Here is a 21,645-nt window from a genome sequence, read left to right as displayed (position 1 = left end):
CCTACCGGCGACCACTGACACCCGGCCCGTACCCGTCCTACCAGCTCGTCTTCCGGCCCAGCTCCCACATGTCCATGATCGAACCCGAGTCGAAGGCGCTCTCGGCGCCGGAGATCTCCTCGCTCGCCGCCACGAACAGCTTGCTCTGCCACAGCGGCAGCAGCCGCGCGTCCTGGAGCATGATCTCCTGGATCTGCTCGAAGGCCTGCACGGCCTCGCCGCGGTCGCTCTCCTCGCGGGACTCCGGCAGCAGCTCGTCGGTCATCCGCGGCGACTCGTAGGGGGTGCCGAGGGCGTTCTGGTCCCCCACGAAGGGCGTGACGAAGTCGTCCGGGTCGGGGAAGTCGGGCGACCAGCCGCGCCCGAACACCGGGTACTCGCCCTTCTGGTAACCCGCCTCGAACTCCGTCCAGGGGCGGCTCTTGAGCGTGACCGTGAACAGGCCCGAGCCGTCGAGCTGGCTCTTGATCTCCTCGAACATCGGCTGGGTCGCCGAGCCGTACCGGTCCGAGGTGTACCACAGGGTGAGCGGCACGGGCTTGGTGATGCCCGCGTCGGTGAGGATCGAGCGGGCCTTGGAGGCGCTGGCCTTGCCGTACTCGTCGAAGAACCCGGCGGTGTGGCCCACGACCCCCTTCGGGATCATCGAGTAGAGCGGCTCGACGGTGCCCTGGTAGACCTTGTCCGCGATGGCGCCCCGGTCGATGAGCTGGGCGATCGCCCTGCGCACCGGGAGCTTGCCGGCCCACGGGTCCTTCGGGTTGAAGACGAGGTAGCTGGTCTCCGTGCCGGCCTCCTCGATCAGCTGGATGCCCTCCTGCGACTCACCGCTCTTGAGCGCCACGATGTCGTCCGCGGCCAGGCCGCGCACGGTGACGTCGATCTGCTTCTTCTTCAGGGCCCGGACCATTTCGTGGGAGTCCTGGAAGTAGCGGATCGTGGTGCCGTCGTTCTTCAGCCGGGCCGGGCCCTTGTAACTCTCGTTCCTGGCCAGCACGGCCTGCTTGCCGGCGACGTAGCTCTTCAGCGTGTACGGTCCCGAGGCCGTGACCTCGTTGCCCTTGCGGACCGCGTCGGGCGGGTACTCCGCCGGGTCGACGATGGACATGGCCGGCGTGGCCAGGACGAACGGGAAGGTGGCGTCGGGCTTCTTGAGCTTGAAGAGCACCACCGAGTCGCCCTTGGTCTCGACCCGGTCAAGGCTGCCCAGCAGTCCGGCGGGACCGCCCGGCGCGTTGATCTTGCCTATCCGGTCCATGGAGTACTTGACGGCCTGCGCGTCGAGCGTGTCCCCGTTGGAGAACGTCATGTCCGAGCGGAGCGTGCACCGGTAGGTGCGCTTTCCGGAATCCGTGAACCTGCAGTTCTCGGCGGCGTCCGGCTTGGGCTGCGTGGCGCCGTCAGGGTAGGCGAGCAGCGTCTGGTAGATGTTCCGGAACAGCTCCCACGAGCCGTCCCAGGCTGCTGCGGGGTCCAGCGTGCTGGGGGCGCTGGTCGTTCCCACGGCGATCTGCTGTCCGTGACCGGCGTCGTCCGAAGACATGAGCCCACATCCGGCAAGCACGGATATGGAGACGGTCGCGGCAAGGGGCCGTACACATCGGATCCGGTTGAACACGCGCTCTCCTCGATCAGGTCACGCCATGAGTCGGCCGACGATACCGCAGCGCCGAGCCGCCCGATCCGCCGCACCCCGGCAAAGGTGAGGGGTAGTCACCTATCGAGGAGAGAACGCGTGTCGAGGGTTACCGGCCGGTCAGCTGACACCCGCGTTGAGGAAGATGCCGCCGTCCACCACCAGGGTCTGGCCGGTGATCCACTCCGACTGGTCCGAGGTGAGGAAGGCCGCCGCGCCGCCGACGTCCTCGGGCACGCCGAGCCGGCCCAGCGGGTAGGCAGCGGCCGCCTCCTCCTCGCGGCCCTCGTACAGGGCCTTCGCGAAGCGGGTCTTGACCACTCCCGGCGCGATGGCGTTGACCCTCACCCGCGGGGCGAACTCGTGCGCGAGCTGGAGGGTCAGGTTGATCATCGCGGCCTTGCTCATGCCGTAGGCGCCGACGAAGGGGGACGCACCGACGCCCGCTATGGAGGCGATGTTGACGATCACGCCGCCGTTCTCCTGCTGCCACGCCTTCCAGGTGCGCTGGGCGAAGCCGAGCGCCGAGATGACGTTGGTCTCGTAGACCTTGCGCGCGACGCCCAGGTCCATGTCGGCCATCGGCCCGAACACGGGGTTGGTGCCCGCGTTGTTGATGAGGAAGTCGATCCTGCCGAAGGTCTCCATGGTGCGCTCGACGGCGAGCGCCTGGTGCGCCTCGTCGTGCGCCTTGCCGGGCACGGCCAGCGCGCGGTCCGCGCCCAGCTTCTCGGCGGCCTCCTTGAGGGCCTCCTCGCCCCGGCCCGTGATGCAGACCCGGTCTCCGCGGGCCACCAGCGCCTGCGCCACTCCGTAGCCGATGCCGCGGCTCGCGCCGGTGATCAGCGCGACCTTGCCGCTGTCCTGCTGTGTCATTGGGGTCTTCCTCGCGATCAGTTGAGCGGGCCGCCGGCCACGTACAGGACCTGCCCGGAGACGAAGCCGGCCGCGTCGCCCGTGAAGAAGGCGATGGCGTTGGCGACGTCCTCGGGCTGCCCGACGCGCTGGACGGGGATCTGCGTGGCGGCCGCGGCCTGGAAGTCCTCGAAGCCCATGCCGACGCGCTCCGCGGTCGACTTGGTCATCTCGGTGGCGATGAAGCCGGGGGCGACGGAGTTGGCGGTGACGCCGAACTTCCCCAGCTCCTTGGCCAGGGTCTTCGTGAAGCCCTGCATGCCGGCCTTGGCCGCGGCGTAGTTCACCTGGCCGCGGTTGCCGAGCGCCGAGGACGACGACAGGTTGACGATGCGGCCGAACGCGGAGTCCACCATGTGCTTCTGTGCCGCGCGGGACATCAGGAAGGCGCCGCGCAGGTGGACGCCGAGCACCGTGTCCCAGTCGGACACGCTCATCTTGAACAGGAGGTTGTCGCGGAGCACCCCGGCGTTGTTCACGAGGATCGTCGGCGCGCCGAGACCGTCCGCGACGCGCTGGACCGCCGAGGCCACCTGCTCCTCGTCGCTGACGTCGCAGCCCACCGCGAGCGCCCTGCCGCCGGCGGCGGTGATCTTCTCGACGGTGTCCTCGCAGGCACCCTCGTCGAGGTCGAGCACGGCTACCGCGCGACCGTCCGCGGCCAGCCGTACCGCGGTGGCGGCGCCGATGCCGCGCGCGGCACCGGTGACGATCGCGACGCGCTGCTCAGTGGTGGACATTCAGCTTCTCCTCATTCCGGTCGTCCCTGCCGTTCCTGCCGTTCCTGCTCCCAGGACAGCGGGTCCGGCGCGGTCCCCACGGGGTGAGCGACCGCTTAGTACCTTCGGTAGGCGTGACGCTAGAAGCCGCGGCACCCGGTGTCAACGGCACGCCGGGCGGCGTGCCCCCTTCGCTCCCCGGCGCGCGCCGGCCTCACCTCACCAGGAGGTCGAGCAGCCGCTCCGCCTCGGCCTCGGGGTCGTCCGTGAGCCCGGTGTGCACGGGGCCCGGCTGTACGACGGTGGAGCGGGGGGCGATCAGCCAGCGGAAGCGGCGCCCGGCGTCGTCCCGGCCGGCCTCCCCCGCCCCCTCGCCGCCCTGGCAGACGCGCTCCACGGCCACCAGGGCGGCGCGCACGCCGGTGAGGTCCACTGCGGGGTCGAGCGCCCTCAGTCTGGCCTCGTCGAGGTGGGTGCGCGCAGCGACGTATCCGTGCGCGCGGCAGTAGACGATCACACCGGCGTTGATCAGCTCGCCCCGCTCCACCCGCGGCACGACGCGCAGCAGCGCGTACTCGAAGACGCTCCGGTCGCTCATGAGGCCTCGCCGGTGGTTGCGGGGCCGGCGGGGAGCCAGCCCGAGGAGCCGACGGGCCGGGCGCCGGGCGGCCGGCCCAGGGTGATGTGCTCGTGGACGGTCGCGGCGCGCGCGAGGAGCGCGGAGGCATACGCCTCGCGCACCTCGTCGGGGCTGCCGAAGCCCGCCTCGTCGGCCAGCCAGGCGTCCGGGACGTCGGCGGTGGCCTCGGCGAGCAGTTCGGGGGTGACACCGGGAGCCAGCTCGGCGGCGGCGGCCGCGACATCCGGCTCGAAGCCGGCCAGCGCGTGGTCGGAGGCGTCATAGGGGCGGGCGGCGGCGGTCTGGACGGTCGGCCAGTTGTGGTGCCAGATCATGGTGGCGCCGTGGTCGATCAGCCAGAGGTCCTGCCCCCGGACGAGCATGTTGGGGTTCCGCCAGGACCGGTCGACGTTGCCCACCCACGCGTCGAACCACACGATACGGCCGGCCTCCCGGGGCTCCACGCCGTACGCGAGCGGGTCGAAGCCGAGGGCGCCGGAGAGGTAGCCCACGCCGAGGTTGAGCCCGCCGCTGGCCTTGAGCAGGTCCTGCACCTCGGGGTCGGGCTCGCCCAGGCCGAGCACCGGATCCAGCCGGACCGTGACGAGTGGGGGGACACGCAGGCCAAGGCCCCGGGCGAGCCGGGCGCAGATCGCCTCGGCGACCAGGGTCTTGCGGCCCTGTCCCGCACCGGTGAACTTCACCACGTAGGTGGCCCGGTCGTCCGCCTCGACGAGACCGGGCAGCGAGCCGCCCTCACGCAGGGGCGTGATGTAGCGGGTGGCAGCGACTTCTGTCAGCATCTCTCAAGGCTCCACGACTCGTTTACCTTGCATGCCACGGCAACGCGAACGTGGTGCCATCCGGGAAGGCCTCCCCGACCAGCCCCGGGGAGAATCCGGGGAGTTTCCATCGGCATGCTCGTCTCCGTGTCTCCCCAGCGGTCCATCCATGGCGGTGCGGCCCCTGCTTCCGGCCTTCGGCATGAAGTGAGCATAGTGACCAAGCGTGACAGCCGGGGACGAGCACCGGAGCCATCGTGCCGGCGTCACCGCGGGCTCCCCTGCTCCGGCATGATCAGGGCGTAGGCGCGTCGCAGCGGCGGAAGCCGTCCTTCGGAACGCTGTCGGAGACGGGGCATGGAGGGAGAATCTTTTCCACCGCTGTCAGCTACGCATGGTTTGGAGCGATTTCAGGCCGGCAACGATTTCGGGCTCACGCGCCGTGCCGTGCCTGACCGCAATCCCGGTCGTGCGGGCGAGGCTGCCGTCCGCCACAGGACGTGTGGTCAGCAAGAGCGGCAGATGTGCCGCGGCCAGGCGGGGGATGAGGGCCGGATGGCCACCGCTCGCGGCCAGAGCGGCCATGGCGGAGAGCCGGTGCAGATGTGCCGTATCCGCGGGGCGAAGCCTGCCGAGCGGCAGGCCTGAAGGAACGCATCACCACACGCTGTCTGGGCGGGGGCGGCGATCCAGGAGGCGCCTGCCAGCTCCCGCAGCTCGATCGGGCCCTCTTCGGGGTCGGCCGCGGGGTGGTCTCCGCGCAGTACGGCGACCATCGGGTCGATCTGCGGGATGCGTGTCTCGGCGCCTGGGGGCGGGCGGCGAGATGTTCGACCGCGACATCACGCTCGCAGGGGGCGTGCCCCCGCCCGCGCCTACCTCCCCGAGCTGCTTCACGACGTGTTGGAGGGCGTCATGGACCCGGGCCCCCTCTTCGACCACACGGTCGGCTTGAACGGCGTGCCGGACGGCTACCGGGCGATGGACGACCGCTCGGCGCTGAAGGTCCGCATCGTCATGTGAGGGCAGCGATCACCACGCGAGGGGCGGGCGGGAGAGCTAGCGGTGATCGCCTCAAGCGGGAGCCGGACGCGCCGGTGCCCCCGCGCCGGATCAAGGCGCGAGGGCACCGGAGTCCGGTGGGTCAGGCGGTGATCACGGATCCGCCGGCGAGGGGGGACGTATCCCCCGTGGCTCCGGTGTCAGGATCCTTGTGGAAGTCGCCACCCTTCATGATGCCGACGATGCGGTCCCGGCTCCGCAGGACGCCGATGTCCTCCAGCGGGTCTCCGTCGACGAGAATCAGGTCGGCGTAGAAGCCGGGCTTGACCTGCCCGAGCTCGTCGGGCATCCGCATGATCTCGCCGCCCAGCCTGGTGGCGGCGAGCAGGGTCTCCATCGGCGTGTACCCGAGCAGCTCGACGAAGTGCTGGAGGTCGCGGGCGTAGGTGCCGTGCGGGGTCCAGGCGAATCCGTAGTCGCCACCGGGCAGGACCCGGATGCCGCGCCGGCGCATCTCCTGGAGTCCGGCGATGGCGCAGTCCAGTTCGTGCTTGTACCCGGCCGCTTCGGCGGCCGCCGGCGGGTAGCCGAACTCCGCGGCGTCATGCAGCGTCGCGACAAGCCAGTTCAGACCGGGTGCGACGAACACCTCGTCCTTCTTGGCCTCCAGCATGTCCATGCCTTCGTCGTCGATGAAGCTGGCGTGGTAGATGATGTCGACGTTGTTGCGCAGCGACATCTTCACGCTCTCCGCCGAGCGGGCGTGGGAGCACACCCGAAGCCCGCGCCGGTGGGCCTCGGTGGTGACCGCGAGCACCTCCTCGTCGGAGAAGTAGTTGTCCTCGGCGTGCTTGTCGCCGGTGATCTCCTCCCCTGACATGCTCAGCTTGACCAGGTCGGCGCCGTGGGCGACGTTGCGGCGTACCGCCTTGCGCATTTCCTCGGGCCCGTCGGCGAACGCGGTGATGCCCTCGATGAGGTCACCGCCGGTGACGGCGATCTCCTGGCAGTTGGCCAGGTAGCGGGGGCCGCGGATCAGTCCTTCGTTGATCGAGTTGCGGATCACGACGTCCAGTCGCGGCTTCGCGGAGGCCGCTCCGACGCACATCGTGTAGCCCGAGTCGAGGTAGGTCAGGGCCGACTTCGCCGACAGGAGGGTGTGCTCCTCGACTCCCAGGCGCCCGAGTCCCGGCAGGTCGGCGGAGTTGATCCAGGAGAAGTGCGTGTGCGCGTCACACAGGCCGGACATGAGGAACCGGCCGTGTCCGTCGACGACGCGGGCGCCCTCGCGGGCCGCGGCGCCGCTGCCATGGTGGACCTCGACGATGCGCTCGCCGCTCACCACGACCTCGCCCGCGAAAGGCTGGTCGCCACTGGAGTCGAAGACGCGTACGTTCGTGAACAGGGTCGACGTGCTCGGTGACATCGTCGTCATCTTCCTTTCGGACCAGCAGAGGTCAGGACTGGGTGAGGAACTCCTTCAGTGCGCTCGTGACGTCGTGCGGCGCTTCCAGGGCGTGCCAGTGGCCGATCTGCTCGATCACGCGCCGGCTCGCCCTGGCCAGCAGGGAGCCGATCTCGTCGTTCAGGGCCACGGGGCTGGTCTTGTCCTCGCTGCCGGTCAGCAGCAGGACCGGGGCCTTGATGCCCGCGAAGTCGGGCTCCTCCGCGGCGGCCAGCGCCTCGCAGGCCAGCGCGTAGCCTTCGGCGTCCTGGCCCAGCAGCAGTTCGCGGACCAGGGCCGCGGCCAGGGGCCGCTCGGCACGCGTCGCCGGAGAGGTGGCCACCGAGACGATGGTGTCGGCGACGGCCGACATCCCGCCCTCCCGCACCGTACGCGCACGGGCACGGGTGGCCGCCTTGGCCTTCTCGCCCTGCGCGCGCAACGGGCCCAGCAGGGCCAGCCTGGTCACCCGGCCCGGGTGGGCCGCGGCGAAGCGGGAGGCGACCAGCGTGCCCATGGAATGGGCCACGACGGCGGTCTCCTCGATGCCCTCGGCGTCCAGGAGCGCCAGCAGTTCGTCCGCCCAGCCCTCGATGCTCGGAACGCCGGCCCGCGGGGAGCGGCCGTGCCCCGACAGGTCGTAGCGCAGCACCGTGTGGTCCTCGGCGAGGGCCGCCACCTGGGGGTCGTAGAAGGTGGTCGCACCGCCCAGGCCGTGGATGAGGACCACGGGCGAGCCCTGCCCGGACCTCTCCACGTACAGCCGCGCGGAGGCGGCGGGCACCAGCAAGTCGCCTCCGGTCACGGGGCCGACCACGTTGGTGAGGTCGCCCAGGCCCGGTGCGGAGACGGTCACCTGGTCGCCGGTTGCCAGGTACTTCGGCGGGTCGAAGCCGATGCCGACACCGACCGGGGTACCGGTCGCGATCACGTCGCCGGGCTCCAGGGTGATTCCCGCGGACAGCGTCTCGATGACGGTGGCCACGTCGAAGATCAGCTGGGCGGTGCTGGCGTCCTGGCGCAGTTCGCCGTTGACCCGGGTCTGCAAGCGGAGATCGGCGATGTCGACCTCGTCCGCGGTGACCGCCCACGGCCCCACGGGGCAGAAGGTGTCGAGGGACTTTCCGATGAACCACTGCTTGTGGTCGCGCTGCAGATCCCGCGCGGTGACGTCGTTGATGAGGGTGTAGCCCCACACGTACTGCATGGCCTCGTCACGGCCGACCTTCGAGCAGCGGCGGCCGATGATGACGCCGATCTCGCCCTCGTAGTCGAGCGCGGAGGTGATGTCCGTGTGCGGGTCGATCGCGTCACCCGAGGCGATCACCGAGGACGCGGGCTTGGTGAACACCACGGGATGCTCCGGCACGTGCCGGCCGTCGCCAGACCCGGTGGCGTCGAACCCGCTCCTGCCGAACTCGGCCGCGTGCTCCGTGTAGTTGCGCCCCACGCAGAAGACGTTGCGGTGCGGGGTCAGCGGTGCCAGCAGCTTTCCGTCGGCCGGACGCTCCTCCGCCCTCAGGCGCGACGAGGCCCCCGGCCCGGCGGCGATGATCTGCTGGAGCTCGGTGATCCGCTCCCCGGTGTCGGAGAAACCGACCGGGTGGGCACTTCCGTGTCCGTCGACAACGCAGACACGGGCGCCGTCCGTGGTGTGAATCCTCGCGTACCGCACCAAACCTCCAAACCAATATGGACCAATATTCGCATCGGCCCTTATTGGTGAGCGTAGGGAGGCGCCTCAGCGGGGTCAACAGCTCCAACACTCCCGGTATAGCAACCTGGACTGCTATTATTGGTTCACATTGGTTATGCAGCCGGGAAGGTTCTGCACGTCATGGAAGACCTCGTGGGGGCCGCCGTCACCGTGGTCCGGCACGTCGAGCGGCACATCGACAGGGCGGGCCTGGGGCCCGGGGACCGGTTGCCCACCGAACGCGACCTCGCCGCCGCCACAGGCGTGAGCCGAGCCGTGGTCCGCGCGGCCCTGAACGACCTTGAGCAACGAGGCGTCGTAACGCGCCACGTCGGCCGCGGCACGTTTCTCACCCGCGACGAGACGGCGGCCCCGGGCGGCGGCGACCACCTGCCGAGCCCCTCCGAGATCATGGCCTCCCGCATGGTCCTGGAACCGGAGCTCATGCCCCTCGCCGTCGTCTCGGCGACCGGCGCCGACCTCGCCGAGATGGAGCGCTGCCTGCGCGGCGGGCAGAAGGCGCTCACCTCGGAGGAGTTCGAGCGCTGGGACACCGCCCTGCACCACAGCTTCGCCGTCGCCACGCACAACGCCGTCCTCGTCGAGGTCAGCTCCCTGCTCATCGCCGCACGCCGCCAGCCGGTGTGGGGCGGCCTGAAGAAGCGCACCTTCGGCGCCGAGCGCCACCAGAGCTACTGCCGCGAACACGAACAGATCGTGGCCGCGCTCCGGGAGAGGGATGCCGATGCCGCCCGTGAGGCGATGAAGGCCCACCTCAGGCACGTCCGCCGAACCCTGCTCGGCGACACCGGCTGACCACGGTCGACGCGCCCCTGCTCAGCCGTCGAAGCCGGCCACAGGCGGCCCACCGGCGCCCGGACGCCGCCGGCCGCCGCTGCTCCCCCGCCGCCCGTTCGGCCGGCGCCGAGTCGTGCGCACGGGCGGATGAGGAGCACTACGGGCGCTTCGGTGCATATGCCGTACCTCACGCGGCCGAAGACTCGTTGAACATACGGCCGCCGCTGTACGTATGAGGTACGTCGCCGCTGCCGCCCCCGGCACCGGCGTCTTGCACGGCCCGACGCACACGTCCGAGCACGGAGGCAGTACCTATGAGCCTTTCGCACGAATCCTTCACGTCCCCGTCCCGCCGCGCGGTCGTCACCGCCGCGGGAGCCGCGGGGCTGGCAGCCACCCTCGCCGCCTGTGGCGGATCCGGCGATCCAGGCTCCGACGCCTCCGGCTCCGGTGCCTCCGACTCCGGAACGGCTTCCGGCTCCGGTTCCGCGAAGGGCTCGGGCAAGGGGTCCGCGAGCCCGCTGGCCAAGACCAGCGACATCCCCGAGGGTGGCGGGAAGGTCTTCAAGGAGCAGCAGGTCGTGGTGACCCAGCCGACGAAGGGCGACTTCAAGGCGTTCACGAGCACCTGCACGCACCAGGGGTGCACGGTGGCGAGCGTGTCGGGCGGCACGATCAACTGCCCCTGCCACGGCAGCAAGTTCTCCATCGAGGACGGCAGCGTGAAGCACCCGCCGGCGATGTCCCCGCTGGAGTCCATGAAGATCGAGGTCTCGGGCGACGAGATCAAGCTGTCCTGAGCCCCCGGCCCGTCCCACCCGCCAGGACCAGGGAGGCGGGCAGGACGGGCCGGGCCACGGGGGGCGTGCCGGGGCTCCGCATCGAGCGCCCCGACTGCGGCTTCCGGAGCCGCTTTCCGAGGAGCACTCCGGCAGGGCACCCGGCACGAACGCTCACGAGGCGGGGAACACCGGCCAACCTGCCCGAAATGTCCGGCCGGGGGTGCGATCGGGCCGGCCGCGAGCCGCCCTACTCGCCGCCCTCCGTGCCCGCGATCCGCCGGAGCGCGTCGACGGCGGCACGGATCGACGGGCGCCGGTCGGCGTCGGCCCGCCAGACGACGTAGATGTGGCGGTGCACCCGGTGCCGCACCGGGACCGTCCGCACCCCCGCGGGCACCGGGTCGCGGCCCAGCCGGGGCGCCACGCAGACCCCGAGCCCCAAGGCGACCAGCGCGAGCTGGGTGGGGTGCTCCTGCGCGCAGTGCGCGATCCGCGGCTCGAAGCCCTTGGAGCGCAGCGTCGACAGCAGCCACTCGTGGCAGAACTGGCCCTCGGGCCAGGTGATCCACTCGTCGTCCGCGAGATCCTCCAGGTCCAGCTCCGCGCGGTCCGCCAGCGGATGCGCCTGAGGCATGGCCACGTCCGCCGGGTCGTCGAGGATCGCGGCCTTCAGCAGGCCGCCGGGCAGCGGCAGCGGTTTGTTCTGCCAGTCGAGGACGACGGCCAGGTCCTGATCGCCGCGGACCACGCCCCGCACGCCGTACTCGGGCTCCAGCTCCGCCGTGCGCACCCGCAGGCCCGGGTACCGCCCGCGGAGCGAGGCGACCGCGGCGGGCAGCAGGCCGCGTGCCGCGGTGGGGAAGGCCGCGATGCGCAGCTCCCCCACGGCCTGGCCGCGCTGCGCCTCCAGGTCTGACTGCGCGAGCTCCACCTGGGAGAGGATGCGCGCGGCGTGCTCGGAGAGCAGCCGCCCGGCGTCCGTCAGACGCACCCCCCGGCCGTTCTTGGCGACGAGTTGCTGGCCCACCTCGCGCTCCAGCTTGGTCATCTGCTGGGAGACCGCGGACGTCGTGACATGCAGCCCCGCGGCGGCTCCGCTGACCGAGCCGTGCCGCGCGAGGGCGTCGAGGGTGCGAAGGCGCTCCAGGTTCAACATCTAAGCGATGCTACGCGGTTGCCGCAAACAAATCTCGCTTGTGCTAACACATGGACCGTTCCATGCTGACGGCATGACCCCCACCCACCGAGCCGCCGGGCACGGAGCCGCCGCCCATCCGTCCACCGAGGCCACGCCCGAAGCCGCCACCGGTGCGCGGCTCGCCGAGCACCTGCCGCCTGCCACGCCGCCCGCTGCGTCCGCGCCGCCCGCGGAGGAGGGCCGCAGGGCGCCCGGCACTGGGCACCCTCGGCCGCCCGCCCCACCCGGCTCGGGGCTCCCGGCCGCGCAGTCCGCGCGGACCTCGGGTCCCCGCGCCGCCACGCGTCCGGCGTTGGACTGGCGCCTCCGCTTCGGCGTGCTGTCGCTCGTCTGGGGCTTCAGCTTCCTTCTGATCAAGGTCGGCACGCAGGCGTACGCACCCTTTCAGGTGACGTTCGGGAGGTTGTTCTTCGGTACCGCGGTGCTGGCCGTGGCGATGGCGGTCAAGCGGGAGCGGCTGCCGCGCGGACTCCGCCTCTGGGGCCATCTGGCGGTCGCCGCCTTCCTGCTGAACGCGCTGCCGTTCTCCCTGTTCGCCTTCGCGGAACTGACCATTCCGTCCACGCTGGCCGGGATCTGCAACGCCACGTCCCCGCTGTGGGGCATGGTGCTGTCCCTCGTCGCGCTCTCCGAGGACCGGCCCACCCGGCGCCGGGTCGCGGGGCTCGGCCTCGGCTTCCTCGGCGTGCTGACGGTGCTCGGTGCCTGGCAGGGCTTCAGCGGCCTGGATGCGCGGGGCACGGCCCTGGCCCTGCTCGCCTCGCTGAGCTACCCGGTCGGCTGGATCTATGTCCGGCGCACCCTGGCGGGTGTCCGGTACTCCCATCTGTCGATGACGGGCGGGCAGCTCCTGATGGCGACGGTCCAGCTCGCCGTCGTCACCCCGCTGTTCACCGCGGTGCCCGCCCGCCTCGCGGTGGTGCCGCTGCTGGCCGTGGTCGCCCTGGGCGCGCTGGGCACCGGGTTCGCGCTGCTGGTGCAGTACGGCCTCGTCCTGGAGATCGGCCCGACGACCGCGCAGATGGTCACGTACTTCATCCCCGTGATCGCCACCGCCGCCGGCGTCGCCGTCCTCGGCGAGTCGCTGACCTGGTCGACGCCCGTGGGCGCGGCGATAGTGATCGCCGGCGCGGCCCTCACGCAGTCCCGGCCCCGTGGAACCGGCCGGCCGCGCCGGACCGGACGGCGGTCTCAGTCGTAGCGCCGCGCGGGCGCGGGCCCGAGGGCGACCGCGACGGCGTCCGCGATCCCTTCGACGTCGTCCGCGGTCAGGCCGGAGACGGTGATGCGGATCCCGGGCGGTGAGTTCAACCGGAAGGCCGCACCCGGTGCCACCGCCCAGCCCGAGTGCAGCAGCCGCGCCACGGCACCGGTCTCGTCGCGCACCGGCACCCAGACGTTCATGCCGCTGCGGCCCCGTGCCGGCACGCCCCGCTCGGCGAGCGCCGCGATCAGGGCCGCCCGGCGCCTGTCATAGGCGGCCGCGACGGACGGCCGTAGCGCACCGCGCTCCCACAGGTGGACGACGGCGCGCTGCTGGATGCGGCTGACCCACCCGGGGCCGAGCCGCTGCCGGCCGAGCAGCCGGTCGACGGTGACGGCGTCCCCGGTGAGGACGGCCAGCCGGAGATCGGGGCCGTGCGCCTTGGCGACGGATCGGACCAGCGCCCAGGTGCGCGCCACGGTGGCAAGCGGATGCAGCGGCAGGTCGACGATGGCGTGACCGTGGTCGTCCTCGATGAGCAGCACCTCGGGGTGGTCCGCGAGCACCGCCCGCAGGGCCTTGGCGCGCTCGGCGCCGATCGAGGCGCCGAGCGGGTTCTGCGCCCGGTCGGTGACGACGATCGCGCGTGCCCCGCCCCGCAGGGCCTGGGCGACGGAGGCGGGCAACGGCCCCTCCTCGTCGACCCGCACGGGGACGGTGCGCAGCCCGAGCGCGGGGACCAGGTCGAGCAGGGCGGCCCATCCGGGGTCCTCGACGGCGACCGCGTCACCGGACTTGAGGTGGGCGGCCAGCACCCGCTCGACGGCGTCCAGCGAACCGGACGTGACCGCGATGGGGCCGGGCGGCACCCCGTCGGCGTCGAAGGCCGCGCGCGCCCGCCGGGCCAGCTCCGGGTCCACGGCGCTCTCGCCGTACAGCACGGGGCGGGCGTCGGCCTCCGCGGCGGCTGCCGCGAACGCCTCTGAGAGCGACGGCAGCAGGGCGGGGTCCGGGTTGCCCTGGGAGACGTCACGGACGCCGGGCGGGGCACTGACGCGGGCGAGCTCACGGGAGGTCGTCGCCGGCCGGGGGCGGATCCGGGTGCCCCGGCGGCCCGCTGTCTCCACGACGCCGCGCTCGCGCAGGGTGCGGTAGGCGGCCGCGACCGTGTGCGGATTGACGCCCAGCCGGTCCGCCAGCTCGCGCATCGGCGGCAGCGGGGAGCCGGGCGGCAGCTCACCGGCGCCGACCGCCTGTTCGACGCTGGCGGCGATCTCGGCTGCGCGCCGACCCTGGATCCGATACTCTTCTAGCACAAAGAGCATTTTGCGCTAGCACAAAACAGCTCGCAAGTGCCCACGGAGGGCCGGCGCGCCCGGCGCCCACCGCGCCCTCCCGAAGTCCGACAAGCCCCGGCCCGCGAGGAAGACGGATGCCCGACGAGACCGCATACGCGCCCACCGACCGCACGATCCCCACCCGTTCCCGTGAACGCGCCGCGTACGACCGCGCGCTGGTGCACGCGATCCTCGACGAGGCGTACGTCTGCCATCTCGGCTTCGTGCGCGACGGCAGGCCCGTGGTGCTGCCCACGCTGTTCGCCCGTGTCGGCGAACACCTGTACCTGCACGGGTCCACCGGTTCGCGCCCGTTGCAGATGGCCGGACGGGCCGACGACGGCCTGCCGGTCTGCGTGACGGTCACGCACGTCGACGGGCTGGTGCTGGCCCGGTCCGCCTTCCACCACTCGGTCAACTACCGCTCGGTGGTGGTGCACGGCACGGCCCACCAGGTGACCGACCGGGACGAGAAGCGGGCCGCTCTGAACGCGCTGGTCGACCATGTCGTGCCGGGCCGGGCCGCCGACTCGCGCCCGGGGAACGCCAAGGAGCTGGCCGCCACCGCGGTGATGCGCATGAACCTGGTGGAGGTCTCGGCCAAGCTACGCACCGGCGGTCCGAACGACGATCCCGACGACCTCTCCCTCCCGTGCTGGGCCGGGGTCCTGCCTCTCCGCAAGGGGTACGAGGAGCCCGTCGGGGCAGACGACCTGCACGCCGCGATCGCGGTACCCGACTACCTGACGGTGCTCTGATGCTGATCCACCCCTGGGACGCGCCCCACGACGAGGCCGAGTGGCGCGACTGGCTCGCCCTCCACGACTTCGGAGAGCTGGCCGTGAACGGCCTGTCCGGCGAGCCCCCGTACGTCCAGCCCCTGCACTTCGCCTACGACCCCGGCCACGGGCCCCACGGCGAGGTCATCACCCATCTGGCCCGCCCCAACCCGCTGTGGCCGGCCCTTGAGGCCGACCCCGAGGTGCTCCTGAGCGTGGTGGACGACTACGTCTACATACCGGGCCCCTGGGCGGCCGCGGCCGGAGTACGGCCCGAGCACGGCGTGCCGACCAGCCTGTACTCGGCCGTCCAGCTCCGCTGTACCGCCATCGTCGTGGATGACGCCGTCCAGAAGGCCGACCTGCTCAACCGCCAGGTCGGGCACTTCCAGGCGGCGGGTCTGACGGCCCCGGCCGCCGAGGGCGAGGCTCCGCACGGCCGGCTGCTTCCGGGCATCAGGGGGCTGCGGCTCGAGGTGCGGGAAGTGCGCGCCAAGTTCAAGTACGCCAACCAGAAGCCGCAAGAAGTGCAGGACCGGATCGTGACGGGTCTCGCGGAGCGTGCCGGGACGCGGGATGCCGCGGCCCGTGCCCATCAGCTCCGGCGCCGCGGGGAGTGACCGCGGCAGCCCGCACCGCGCCGAGCGCCGAGCGCCGGGACGTGGGCCCGGCGCCCGGGAGCGCGCCGGCCGGCCGGGCTCGCCCCGGTGAGCCGGCCGGCGCCGGCGCTCACGCCGCCAGACTCTCCCGCCGGGCCGTGGCGCCCCTGGCCTCCGCCACGGCCAGCCCGGCGACGGCGGCCAGCATGAGCAGCGTCCCCGCCACCGTCGGGAACGTCAGCCGCTCCCCCAGCAGGGCCACGGCGAGCACGGCCGCGCTGACCGGCTCCAGAAGCATGATCACGGACACGGTCGCGGAGCGCACGACGGCAGCGCCCGCGAAGTAGAGGCCGTAGGCGAGCGCGGTGGGCACCGCGGCGATGTACACCAGCAGGAGCACCACCCGTCCGAGGTGCGCGGTGCCCGGCACCAGCCCCTCGGCCAGGGCGAAGGGCAGCAGGCAGAGCACGGTCACGGCGAACACCCAGACGGTGGTGCCGGTGCCGTCGCCGCTCCCGCTCCGTCCCCGCTTGCGTGTCACCAGCGTCATGACGGCGTATCCGGCGGCGGACAGCACGGCCAGCGCGATCCCCCAGGGCCGCACCGTGGCGTGGCTGCCGCCGAGCACCAGCACGACAAGCCCGGCCAGGGCCCCGGCGACGGCTGCGGTGCCGCCGCGGCCGAGCCGTTCGCCCATGGTCATGCGGGCGCCGACGGCGATGAGCACCGGGCCTGCCCCGAGGGTCACCACGGTCGCCACGGCGAGCCCGGTCGCCTGGACGGCGGCGAAGTAGGCGGTCTGGAAGACGGCGAGGGCGAAGCCGGTGACGAGGATGCGCAGCACTCGGTTGCGGCGCGTCTCGTACCCGGTCACGCGCGGCCCGCGGCGCAGTCGCCGGGCGGCGAGCAGCAGGGCCAGCCCGCCGAGGCAGCGCCAGAAGGAGAGGGCGACGGGGCCGAGGTCGCCGGCGCGGTAGAGCAGGGACGCGGCCGCGCCGGCGGTGCCCCAGGCGACACCGGCGACGACCAGATAGCTGAGGCCCCGGCCCGTGGACAGGCTCGCGGCAGCAGGGGATACGGCATTCGACACGTGGATTCTCCGCAGGATGCAGAAGTTCGGATGGCGCCCCGTCAGGGCGTGGACTTCTTCTGCGGGCAGCACCGCTCGGCCCGGCCGGTGGGCCGGGCTGCGCTCCGGAGGGCCCGCCTCAGCGGGCGGGGGGCGGAAGAACGAGTGCGTCGGAATGCATGATCAGCACCTTAGGGGCCGGGGCGGCGCGGCGACAACATGTCCCGGTGCTCCTGCGCGTGCACGTCGGCGTCCCGCGCGACGAGGCACGCGGAACCGGCGCCACGTCACATCTGGTGGCCCCGCGGAGTGGGCGGGTCGGGAAGCTCGGTCGGAGCAGGAGCAGCGGGAAGGGGCCCGGCCGGTTGCGGTGTGCCGGCGGCCTCGGGGCGCCCGCGGGTGACGGGGGCGGCGGGGGCCCGCGCGGGGGTGGCGGACTGGGCGACGAAGGCACCCGCGAGGACCGCGACACCGCCGATGAGCTGCGGTGCGCCGAGGTGTTCGCCCAGCAGGAACCACGCCAGGACGGTGGCGACCACCGCCTCCAGGAACGCCACGACGCCGGCCACCTGCGGTGAGAGCCGGCGCACGGCCAGGATGCCGCTGCCGTAGGCGAGGACGGTGGCGAGCAGGACGAGCCAGCAGACGAGCAGGGCGTTCGGGACCTGCGTGCCGTCCATCCGCGCGCTGCCGCCGAGCTTCGACCAGTCGAGGGTCCAGGGGTGCGCCACGAGGGTGAGCAGCGCGGCGCCCGTGAGGATGCCGTAGGCGATCACGCCGAGCGGGTCGGGGGTGTCGGTGCCCGCGCCGCTGCCGTGGTCGCCGAGCAGGAAGTAGGCGGCCTGGCAGCAGGCCGCCGCGAGGGCGAAGAGGAGGCCCACGGCGTCGAAGCCCAGCCCCGACCACACCTCGACGACGCAGCTCAGCCCGCCGACGGCGAGCACCACCCCGAGTGCGGCGGCCCTGCTGACCGGCCGGCGCTGCACGAGCCGGACCCAGCCGAGCACCAGCGCGGGCCCGAGGTACTCGACGAGCAGGGCGACGCCGACGGGGATCCGCGCGATGGCCACGAAGTAGCAGGCCTGCACGCCCGCGACGCCGAGGAGCCCGTAGCCGGCGAGCAGGACGGGCCGCCGCAGCGCGAGCCGCCGGTGCCGCCAGGCGATCGGCAGCATCACGAGCGCGGCGCCCGCGGCCCGGAGCCAGACCACCTGGAGCGATCCGAACCCTGCCGAGATCAGGGGTTTCGCGGCGACGCCGGAGCCTCCGAAGGCCACGGCCGACACCAGCGCGAGGGCGAGGCCGGCACTCTTGGCGCGGCCGGGCCGGCGCTCCGAAGCGGTATGCATCCGCTCATGATGGCAAACCCGGTCAGGACCGTCATCTCAAATAACCCCTGTCCGGCCGGCTGGAGGAAACTCGCGTGGAAGGAGGCCTGGTGAGGGCCGCGCCTCACGCACGGTCAGGGCGGCAGTTCGCCCGCGACACCTCCGCCCTCGGCCGCCTCGACACGGGACTCCAGGCCCTCCGCGCGCACTCCGGCCCTTCCGAGAACCTCGACGGCGCGGCACTCGGTGTCGGCGGCCAGGGCGACCAGCAGATCGAGGCCGCGGGCCTGCGGGTCGCCGCGCTTCTCGGACCGCTTGCGTGCGCAGTCCATGGCGAAGGCGGCGGCGGGCGACCATCCGGCCTCCCTGACCACCGGCACGCTCCCGGAGTCCTCCACGGAGCTCTGCCACAGCAGCCCGTAACCGATGCTCCGCTGCACGAGGTATCCGAGCAGCCGGGCCAGGACGGGACCGTCGAACACCTGCCGCACCTGCGGGTCGGATTCCAGCAGCGAGTGCAGCAGGTGGGCGGTGTCGATCTGGCGATCCCCGTCCCGTGCGGCACGGCGGCGAGCCCCTGCCATCGCGGAGAGCAACTCGGCGCTGAGCCTGGCATCGAGCTCGACGCGGTTGGGTCCGCGCTCGGCGGGCTGACGCGGAATTCGGGGTGGCACTCCCCTACCCCATCAGCCCCGGAGGATCACTGCATCAGCGGCGGGAAGCATTCCCACGTCCAACACAGGGTGGGCATCCATACGCGGTGTCTCCTTCTCAAGGATGACTTCCTGCCCTCGACGACCTTGCACGTGCGCGCCTCCTTGCCAGGGGCCCCTGTGCCGGCAGTGCGGCCATGCGTGTGCCACAGCGGCAGGCGCCCCGCATATTCTCGCGGGACGCCTGCCGGCACGCCATACAGAACGTGCATTTCTGCTCACGCCAGACCCATGTCCTGCTCGCTTTCTTGCCATTTCGAAAGGCGAGCGCGGGGGTCAGTCCTCGTCGGCCAGGATCCGGTAGAGCCGCTTGCGGGCCTCGTTGATCACGGTCAGGGCCTTGTCGCGCTGGTCCTTGTCGCCGGTCTTCCAGACCTGCCCGAAGGCTTCCATCAAGCCGAATCCAGCTTGCCTGACCTCGTTCACCAGCTCCCAGTCGACTCCGCGGCCTGCCTCCTCCCAGGGCGCCTCGGGGCCCTGGTCGGCGGCCTCGCGGCCCGCCTCGGTGAGCGAGTACAGCTTCTTGCCGCCCTCGCTGGCGCTGGCGATCAGGCCCTCGTCCTCAAGGAGCTGGAGGGTCGGGTAGACGGATCCGGGGCTGGGCTTCCACGCTCCGGCGCTGCGCTCGGCGATCTCCTGGATCATCTCGTACCCGTGCATCGGGCGGTCCTTCAGCAGGGCGAGGATCGAGGCGCGTACGTCGCCGCGCCTGGCCCTGCCCTGCGGCCGGCCGCGACCGCGGCCGCCCCAGGGGCCGCCGGGCCCGAAACCGCCCGGCCCGAAGCCGCCGGGGCCGAAGGGCCCGAATGCGGCGCGCCGCCGCTCGAAGCCGCCCCGACCGTGATGGTGCGGCCCGCAGCCGCCGTGTCCCTGCTTGTGCTCGTGCTCATATCCGTATGCACGCATTGCCATCGCTCCTTTCATCGATTGATCGGTCGCGATGCCTCAACGATATATCGCCGACTTCTATCAGGCAACCATGCAGGTCGGGTCTGCGATGGCTCGCCCGGAGCGGGTCGCATCACCCGTCCGGGCTCACGGAGGCGGCGCGCGATCACCCCGTTGCGACCACCCGCCCCGGACGGGCGCCCGCCCGGTGCCGCGGTCGCCTCGTCCGCTCCGGCCGTGTCCCGCCCGCGGCACGAGGAGCCTCGGACGACCGAGAAGAGCCTCAAGACGCCCGAGCCGGGCACCGAAGCGCGAACGCGCCCGACCCGCCGATCCAGGGCCAGCTCGGCGGAATTGGCCTTGGCGAGGCGTCTTCGGAGCGCCTTAACGTCGGCGGCATGCGGATTCGAATCGTCGACGCCTTCACCGACCGTCCCTTCGGGGGCAACCCCGCCGGCGTGCTCCTTCTGGACGGGTTCCCCGACGACGCCTGGCTCCAGCGGGTGGCCGCGGAGGTGAACCTCTCGGAGACCGCGTTCGCGCATCCGCTGCCCGCCGGCGGCGAGGCGGACTGGGCGCTGCGCTGGTTCACGCCCGTCACCGAGGTGGACATGTGCGGGCATGCCACGCTGGCCACCGCGCACGTGCTGTACTCGACGGGCACCGCCGAGGGCAGGATCCGATTCGCCGCGCGCTGTGGCACCCTCGTCACGGAGCGCCGCGCGGACGGAGCCATCACCATGGACTTCCCGTCCGCGCCCCTGACCGAGGTGGCCGTGCCCCCGGGGCTGGACACCGCGCTGGGCGCGAGGCTCCTCGGGGCCCACGACACCGGCCCCCACATCGGCGACCTGCTGGTCGAGCTGGCCGACGAGGCGACCGTGCGCGGCCTCGCACCCGACCACCGCGCCCTCGTGCGGCACTCCGAGCGCGGGATCATCGCCACGGCTCCGGCGGCGGACCCCACCTGCCCGTACGACTACGTGTCGCGCTGCTTCTTCCCCCGGGTCGGCATCGACGAGGACCCGGTCACCGGAAGCGCCCACACCGCACTCGCCCCGTTCTGGTCCGGGCGTCTCGGCCGCCCCTCCCTCACCGGCCTGCAGGCCTCGGCGCGCACCGGCCTGGTGCACACCGAGCTGCGTGCCGAGCGCACCCTCCTCACCGGCGGGGCGGTCACCGTCATCGACGGCGACCTGCTCGCCTGACCCGGCCACGTTCCTGGGCCCTAGGTCGTGTCCGGCGGATCTTCGTGGATCAGCCTGCGGCGTCTGGTGCCGTGCATCGCAAGGCGGAGGATCGTCCTCGTACGGGGCGTACCCGGATGACTCCGACAACGCGGCGAGGTGCGGTACCAGGCATCGCGGGCCCACGAAGATCCGCCGGACACGGCCTAAATCGGTTGCCCGCCGGTGGGCCCGTCACTAGCGTCGCCGCCGCATGCGCGGAGCATGCGACGCGATCGAAGGTACGCCGAGCGGGAGGGAAGGCATCCGTGGCGACAGGCTCACTGGCCGACGTGCTGAGGGGGCACCGGCCCCGGAGCGACGTGGAGGCCGCGGACCTCGCGCGGGCCCGGGAACTGCTCTCGGCAGCGGATCCGTGGGACCGCGGGAGCTACCCGCACTTCACGGCCTCCGCGCTGATCGTGCACCCCGCGACGCGGCGCGCCCTGCTGCGCTGGCACGAGCGCCAGGGTGCCTGGTTGCAGGTCGGCGGGCACGCGGACCCGGGCGAGTCCCGTCCGCTCGACATCGCCCTGCGCGAGGGCGCGGAGGAGGCGGGCCTCGCGGACCTCGTGCCCTGGCCGGACCCCTCGCTGGTGCACCTGGTGATCGTCGCGGTGCCGGCCTCGGCCAGGGAGCCGGCGCACGAGCACGTCGACCTGCGCTTCCTGTTCGCGACCGGAACCCCGGAGGCGGTCCGCCCGGAGAAGCCGACCGCTCCCCTGCGGTGGCTCTCCCTTCCGCAGGCGCGGGACCTCACGACGGAGGCCAACTTCCGCGAGACGCTGGACCGTGCCGAGCGGCTTCTCGACGAGGCCGCCGGACCCGAGCCCGCGCCACCGGGCCCGTCGGCTGACCTGGCACCGCCCGACCAGGCACCAGGCATCGCCTGACCGCACCAGTCCCCCGCG

The 21,645-nt window shown here is 72.4% G+C and carries 22 protein-coding genes and 1 pseudogene; 8 read left to right on the top strand and 15 right to left on the bottom strand.

Features of this window, described 5'->3' with window-relative positions; translation table 11 throughout:
• Positions 1–37: 37 nt before the first annotated feature.
• The 7 genes from Sm713_RS22450 to Sm713_RS41735 all read right to left on the bottom strand — a co-directional run bounded on the left by Sm713_RS22450 (position 38) and on the right by Sm713_RS41735 (position 5,447).
• Positions 38–1,618, bottom strand: coding sequence for an ABC transporter substrate-binding protein (locus Sm713_RS22450; protein ID WP_212911344.1), 1,581 nt, complete (start codon positions 1,616–1,618; stop codon positions 38–40).
• 138 nt (positions 1,619–1,756) lie between these two features.
• Positions 1,757–2,512 (bottom strand): SDR family oxidoreductase, encoded by a 756-nt coding sequence (locus Sm713_RS22445; protein WP_212911343.1) that lies wholly within the window; start codon positions 2,510–2,512, stop codon positions 1,757–1,759.
• Positions 2,513–2,529: 17 nt separating this feature from the next.
• Positions 2,530–3,291, bottom strand: coding sequence for a 3-oxoacyl-ACP reductase FabG (gene fabG, locus Sm713_RS22440; RefSeq protein WP_212911342.1), 762 nt, complete (start codon positions 3,289–3,291; stop codon positions 2,530–2,532).
• Positions 3,292–3,484: 193 nt separating this feature from the next.
• Positions 3,485–3,868, bottom strand: coding sequence for a DUF3037 domain-containing protein (locus Sm713_RS22435; protein WP_212911341.1), 384 nt, complete (start codon positions 3,866–3,868; stop codon positions 3,485–3,487).
• Complete coding sequence (locus tag Sm713_RS22430) at positions 3,865–4,692, bottom strand: HipA family kinase (RefSeq protein WP_249416437.1); 828 nt, start codon at positions 4,690–4,692, stop codon at positions 3,865–3,867. Before Sm713_RS22430 ends, Sm713_RS22435 begins: the two co-directional genes overlap by 4 nt.
• A gap of 363 nt (positions 4,693–5,055) precedes the next feature.
• Positions 5,056–5,256 carry a hypothetical protein gene (locus Sm713_RS22425; RefSeq protein ID WP_212912243.1) on the bottom strand — a complete coding sequence of 67 codons (201 nt, stop codon included), beginning with the start codon at positions 5,254–5,256 and terminating at the stop codon, positions 5,056–5,058.
• Complete coding sequence (locus Sm713_RS41735; RefSeq protein WP_212911340.1) at positions 5,178–5,447, bottom strand: LysR substrate-binding domain-containing protein; 270 nt, start codon at positions 5,445–5,447, stop codon at positions 5,178–5,180. The genes Sm713_RS22425 and Sm713_RS41735 overlap by 79 nt, the downstream gene beginning before the upstream one ends.
• A gap of 44 nt (positions 5,448–5,491) precedes the next feature.
• On the opposite strand from Sm713_RS41735, the pseudogene Sm713_RS40580 reads away from it, so the two are divergent.
• A pseudogene (locus tag Sm713_RS40580) lies at positions 5,492–5,694 on the top strand (IMP dehydrogenase); the annotation flags it as partial.
• A gap of 121 nt (positions 5,695–5,815) precedes the next feature.
• On the opposite strand, the gene Sm713_RS22415 reads toward Sm713_RS40580, so the two are convergent.
• Both Sm713_RS22415 and Sm713_RS22410 read right to left on the bottom strand, forming a co-directional pair.
• A complete protein-coding gene (locus Sm713_RS22415; protein ID WP_212911339.1) occupies positions 5,816–7,099 on the bottom strand; it encodes an amidohydrolase family protein in 1,284 nt (427 codons plus the stop codon).
• Between the two features lie 31 nt (positions 7,100–7,130).
• Positions 7,131–8,792, bottom strand: a complete 1,662-nt coding sequence (locus Sm713_RS22410) for an alpha/beta fold hydrolase (RefSeq protein WP_212911338.1) — start codon at positions 8,790–8,792, stop codon at positions 7,131–7,133.
• Between the two features lie 162 nt (positions 8,793–8,954).
• On the opposite strand from Sm713_RS22410, the gene Sm713_RS22405 reads away from it, so the two are divergent.
• Positions 8,955–9,629: a FadR/GntR family transcriptional regulator gene (locus Sm713_RS22405; RefSeq protein WP_212911337.1), complete on the top strand. Its 675-nt coding sequence runs from the start codon at positions 8,955–8,957 to the stop codon at positions 9,627–9,629.
• Between the two features lie 296 nt (positions 9,630–9,925).
• Positions 9,926–10,411 (top strand): Rieske (2Fe-2S) protein, encoded by a 486-nt coding sequence (locus tag Sm713_RS22400; RefSeq protein ID WP_212911336.1) that lies wholly within the window; start codon positions 9,926–9,928, stop codon positions 10,409–10,411.
• Between the two features lie 229 nt (positions 10,412–10,640).
• Here Sm713_RS22400 and Sm713_RS22395 read toward each other — a convergent pair whose 3' ends face one another.
• Complete coding sequence (locus Sm713_RS22395) at positions 10,641–11,549, bottom strand: LysR family transcriptional regulator (protein ID WP_212911335.1); 909 nt, start codon at positions 11,547–11,549, stop codon at positions 10,641–10,643.
• A gap of 73 nt (positions 11,550–11,622) precedes the next feature.
• Between Sm713_RS22395 and Sm713_RS22390 the strand changes: the two genes are divergently transcribed.
• Positions 11,623–12,792, top strand: coding sequence for a DMT family transporter (locus Sm713_RS22390; RefSeq protein ID WP_249416436.1), 1,170 nt, complete (start codon positions 11,623–11,625; stop codon positions 12,790–12,792).
• On the opposite strand, the gene Sm713_RS22385 is transcribed toward Sm713_RS22390, so the two are convergent.
• The gene (locus Sm713_RS22385; protein WP_212911334.1) at positions 12,783–14,111 is read right to left on the bottom strand and encodes an aminotransferase class I/II-fold pyridoxal phosphate-dependent enzyme; all 1,329 of its coding nucleotides are present in this window, start codon (positions 14,109–14,111) and stop codon (positions 12,783–12,785) included. The genes Sm713_RS22390 and Sm713_RS22385 overlap by 10 nt on opposite strands.
• A 116-nt stretch (positions 14,112–14,227) precedes the next feature.
• On the opposite strand from Sm713_RS22385, the gene Sm713_RS22380 reads away from it, so the two are divergent.
• Complete coding sequence (locus Sm713_RS22380) at positions 14,228–14,890, top strand: pyridoxamine 5'-phosphate oxidase family protein (RefSeq protein ID WP_212911333.1); 663 nt, start codon at positions 14,228–14,230, stop codon at positions 14,888–14,890.
• Positions 14,890–15,531 carry an FMN-binding negative transcriptional regulator gene (locus tag Sm713_RS22375; protein ID WP_212911332.1) on the top strand — a complete coding sequence of 214 codons (642 nt, stop codon included), beginning with the start codon at positions 14,890–14,892 and terminating at the stop codon, positions 15,529–15,531. Before Sm713_RS22380 ends, Sm713_RS22375 begins: the two co-directional genes overlap by 1 nt.
• Before the next feature lie 109 nt (positions 15,532–15,640).
• Here Sm713_RS22375 and Sm713_RS22370 read toward each other — a convergent pair whose 3' ends face one another.
• From Sm713_RS22370 to Sm713_RS22355, 4 genes are all read right to left on the bottom strand, one after another.
• Positions 15,641–16,600 (bottom strand): DMT family transporter, encoded by a 960-nt coding sequence (locus tag Sm713_RS22370; protein WP_212911331.1) that lies wholly within the window; start codon positions 16,598–16,600, stop codon positions 15,641–15,643.
• Between the two features lie 266 nt (positions 16,601–16,866).
• Positions 16,867–17,928 (bottom strand): DMT family transporter, encoded by a 1,062-nt coding sequence (locus Sm713_RS22365; RefSeq protein WP_212911330.1) that lies wholly within the window; start codon positions 17,926–17,928, stop codon positions 16,867–16,869.
• A 113-nt stretch (positions 17,929–18,041) separates the two neighbouring features.
• On the bottom strand, positions 18,042–18,581 hold the full coding sequence (locus Sm713_RS22360; RefSeq protein WP_249416435.1) for a Clp protease N-terminal domain-containing protein: 540 nt from the start codon (positions 18,579–18,581) through the stop codon (positions 18,042–18,044).
• Between the two features lie 315 nt (positions 18,582–18,896).
• On the bottom strand, positions 18,897–19,526 hold the full coding sequence (locus Sm713_RS22355; RefSeq protein WP_212911329.1) for a PadR family transcriptional regulator: 630 nt from the start codon (positions 19,524–19,526) through the stop codon (positions 18,897–18,899).
• 380 nt (positions 19,527–19,906) lie between these two features.
• Here Sm713_RS22355 and Sm713_RS22350 point away from each other — a divergent pair, with 380 nt between their 5' ends.
• Together Sm713_RS22350 and Sm713_RS22345 are read left to right on the top strand one after the other, a co-directional pair.
• Positions 19,907–20,716: a PhzF family phenazine biosynthesis protein gene (locus Sm713_RS22350; protein ID WP_212911328.1), complete on the top strand. Its 810-nt coding sequence runs from the start codon at positions 19,907–19,909 to the stop codon at positions 20,714–20,716.
• 287 nt (positions 20,717–21,003) lie between these two features.
• Positions 21,004–21,627: an NUDIX hydrolase gene (locus tag Sm713_RS22345; protein WP_249416434.1), complete on the top strand. Its 624-nt coding sequence runs from the start codon at positions 21,004–21,006 to the stop codon at positions 21,625–21,627.
• Positions 21,628–21,645: the final 18 nt, after the last annotated feature.

Origin of the sequence: Streptomyces sp. TS71-3, assembly GCF_018327685.1 — a bacterium.
Taxonomy (GTDB): Bacteria; Actinomycetota; Actinomycetes; order Streptomycetales; family Streptomycetaceae; genus Streptomyces.
The sequence above is the reverse complement of the archived record's forward strand: the minus strand, read 5'-3'. Positions and strand labels throughout refer to the sequence as shown.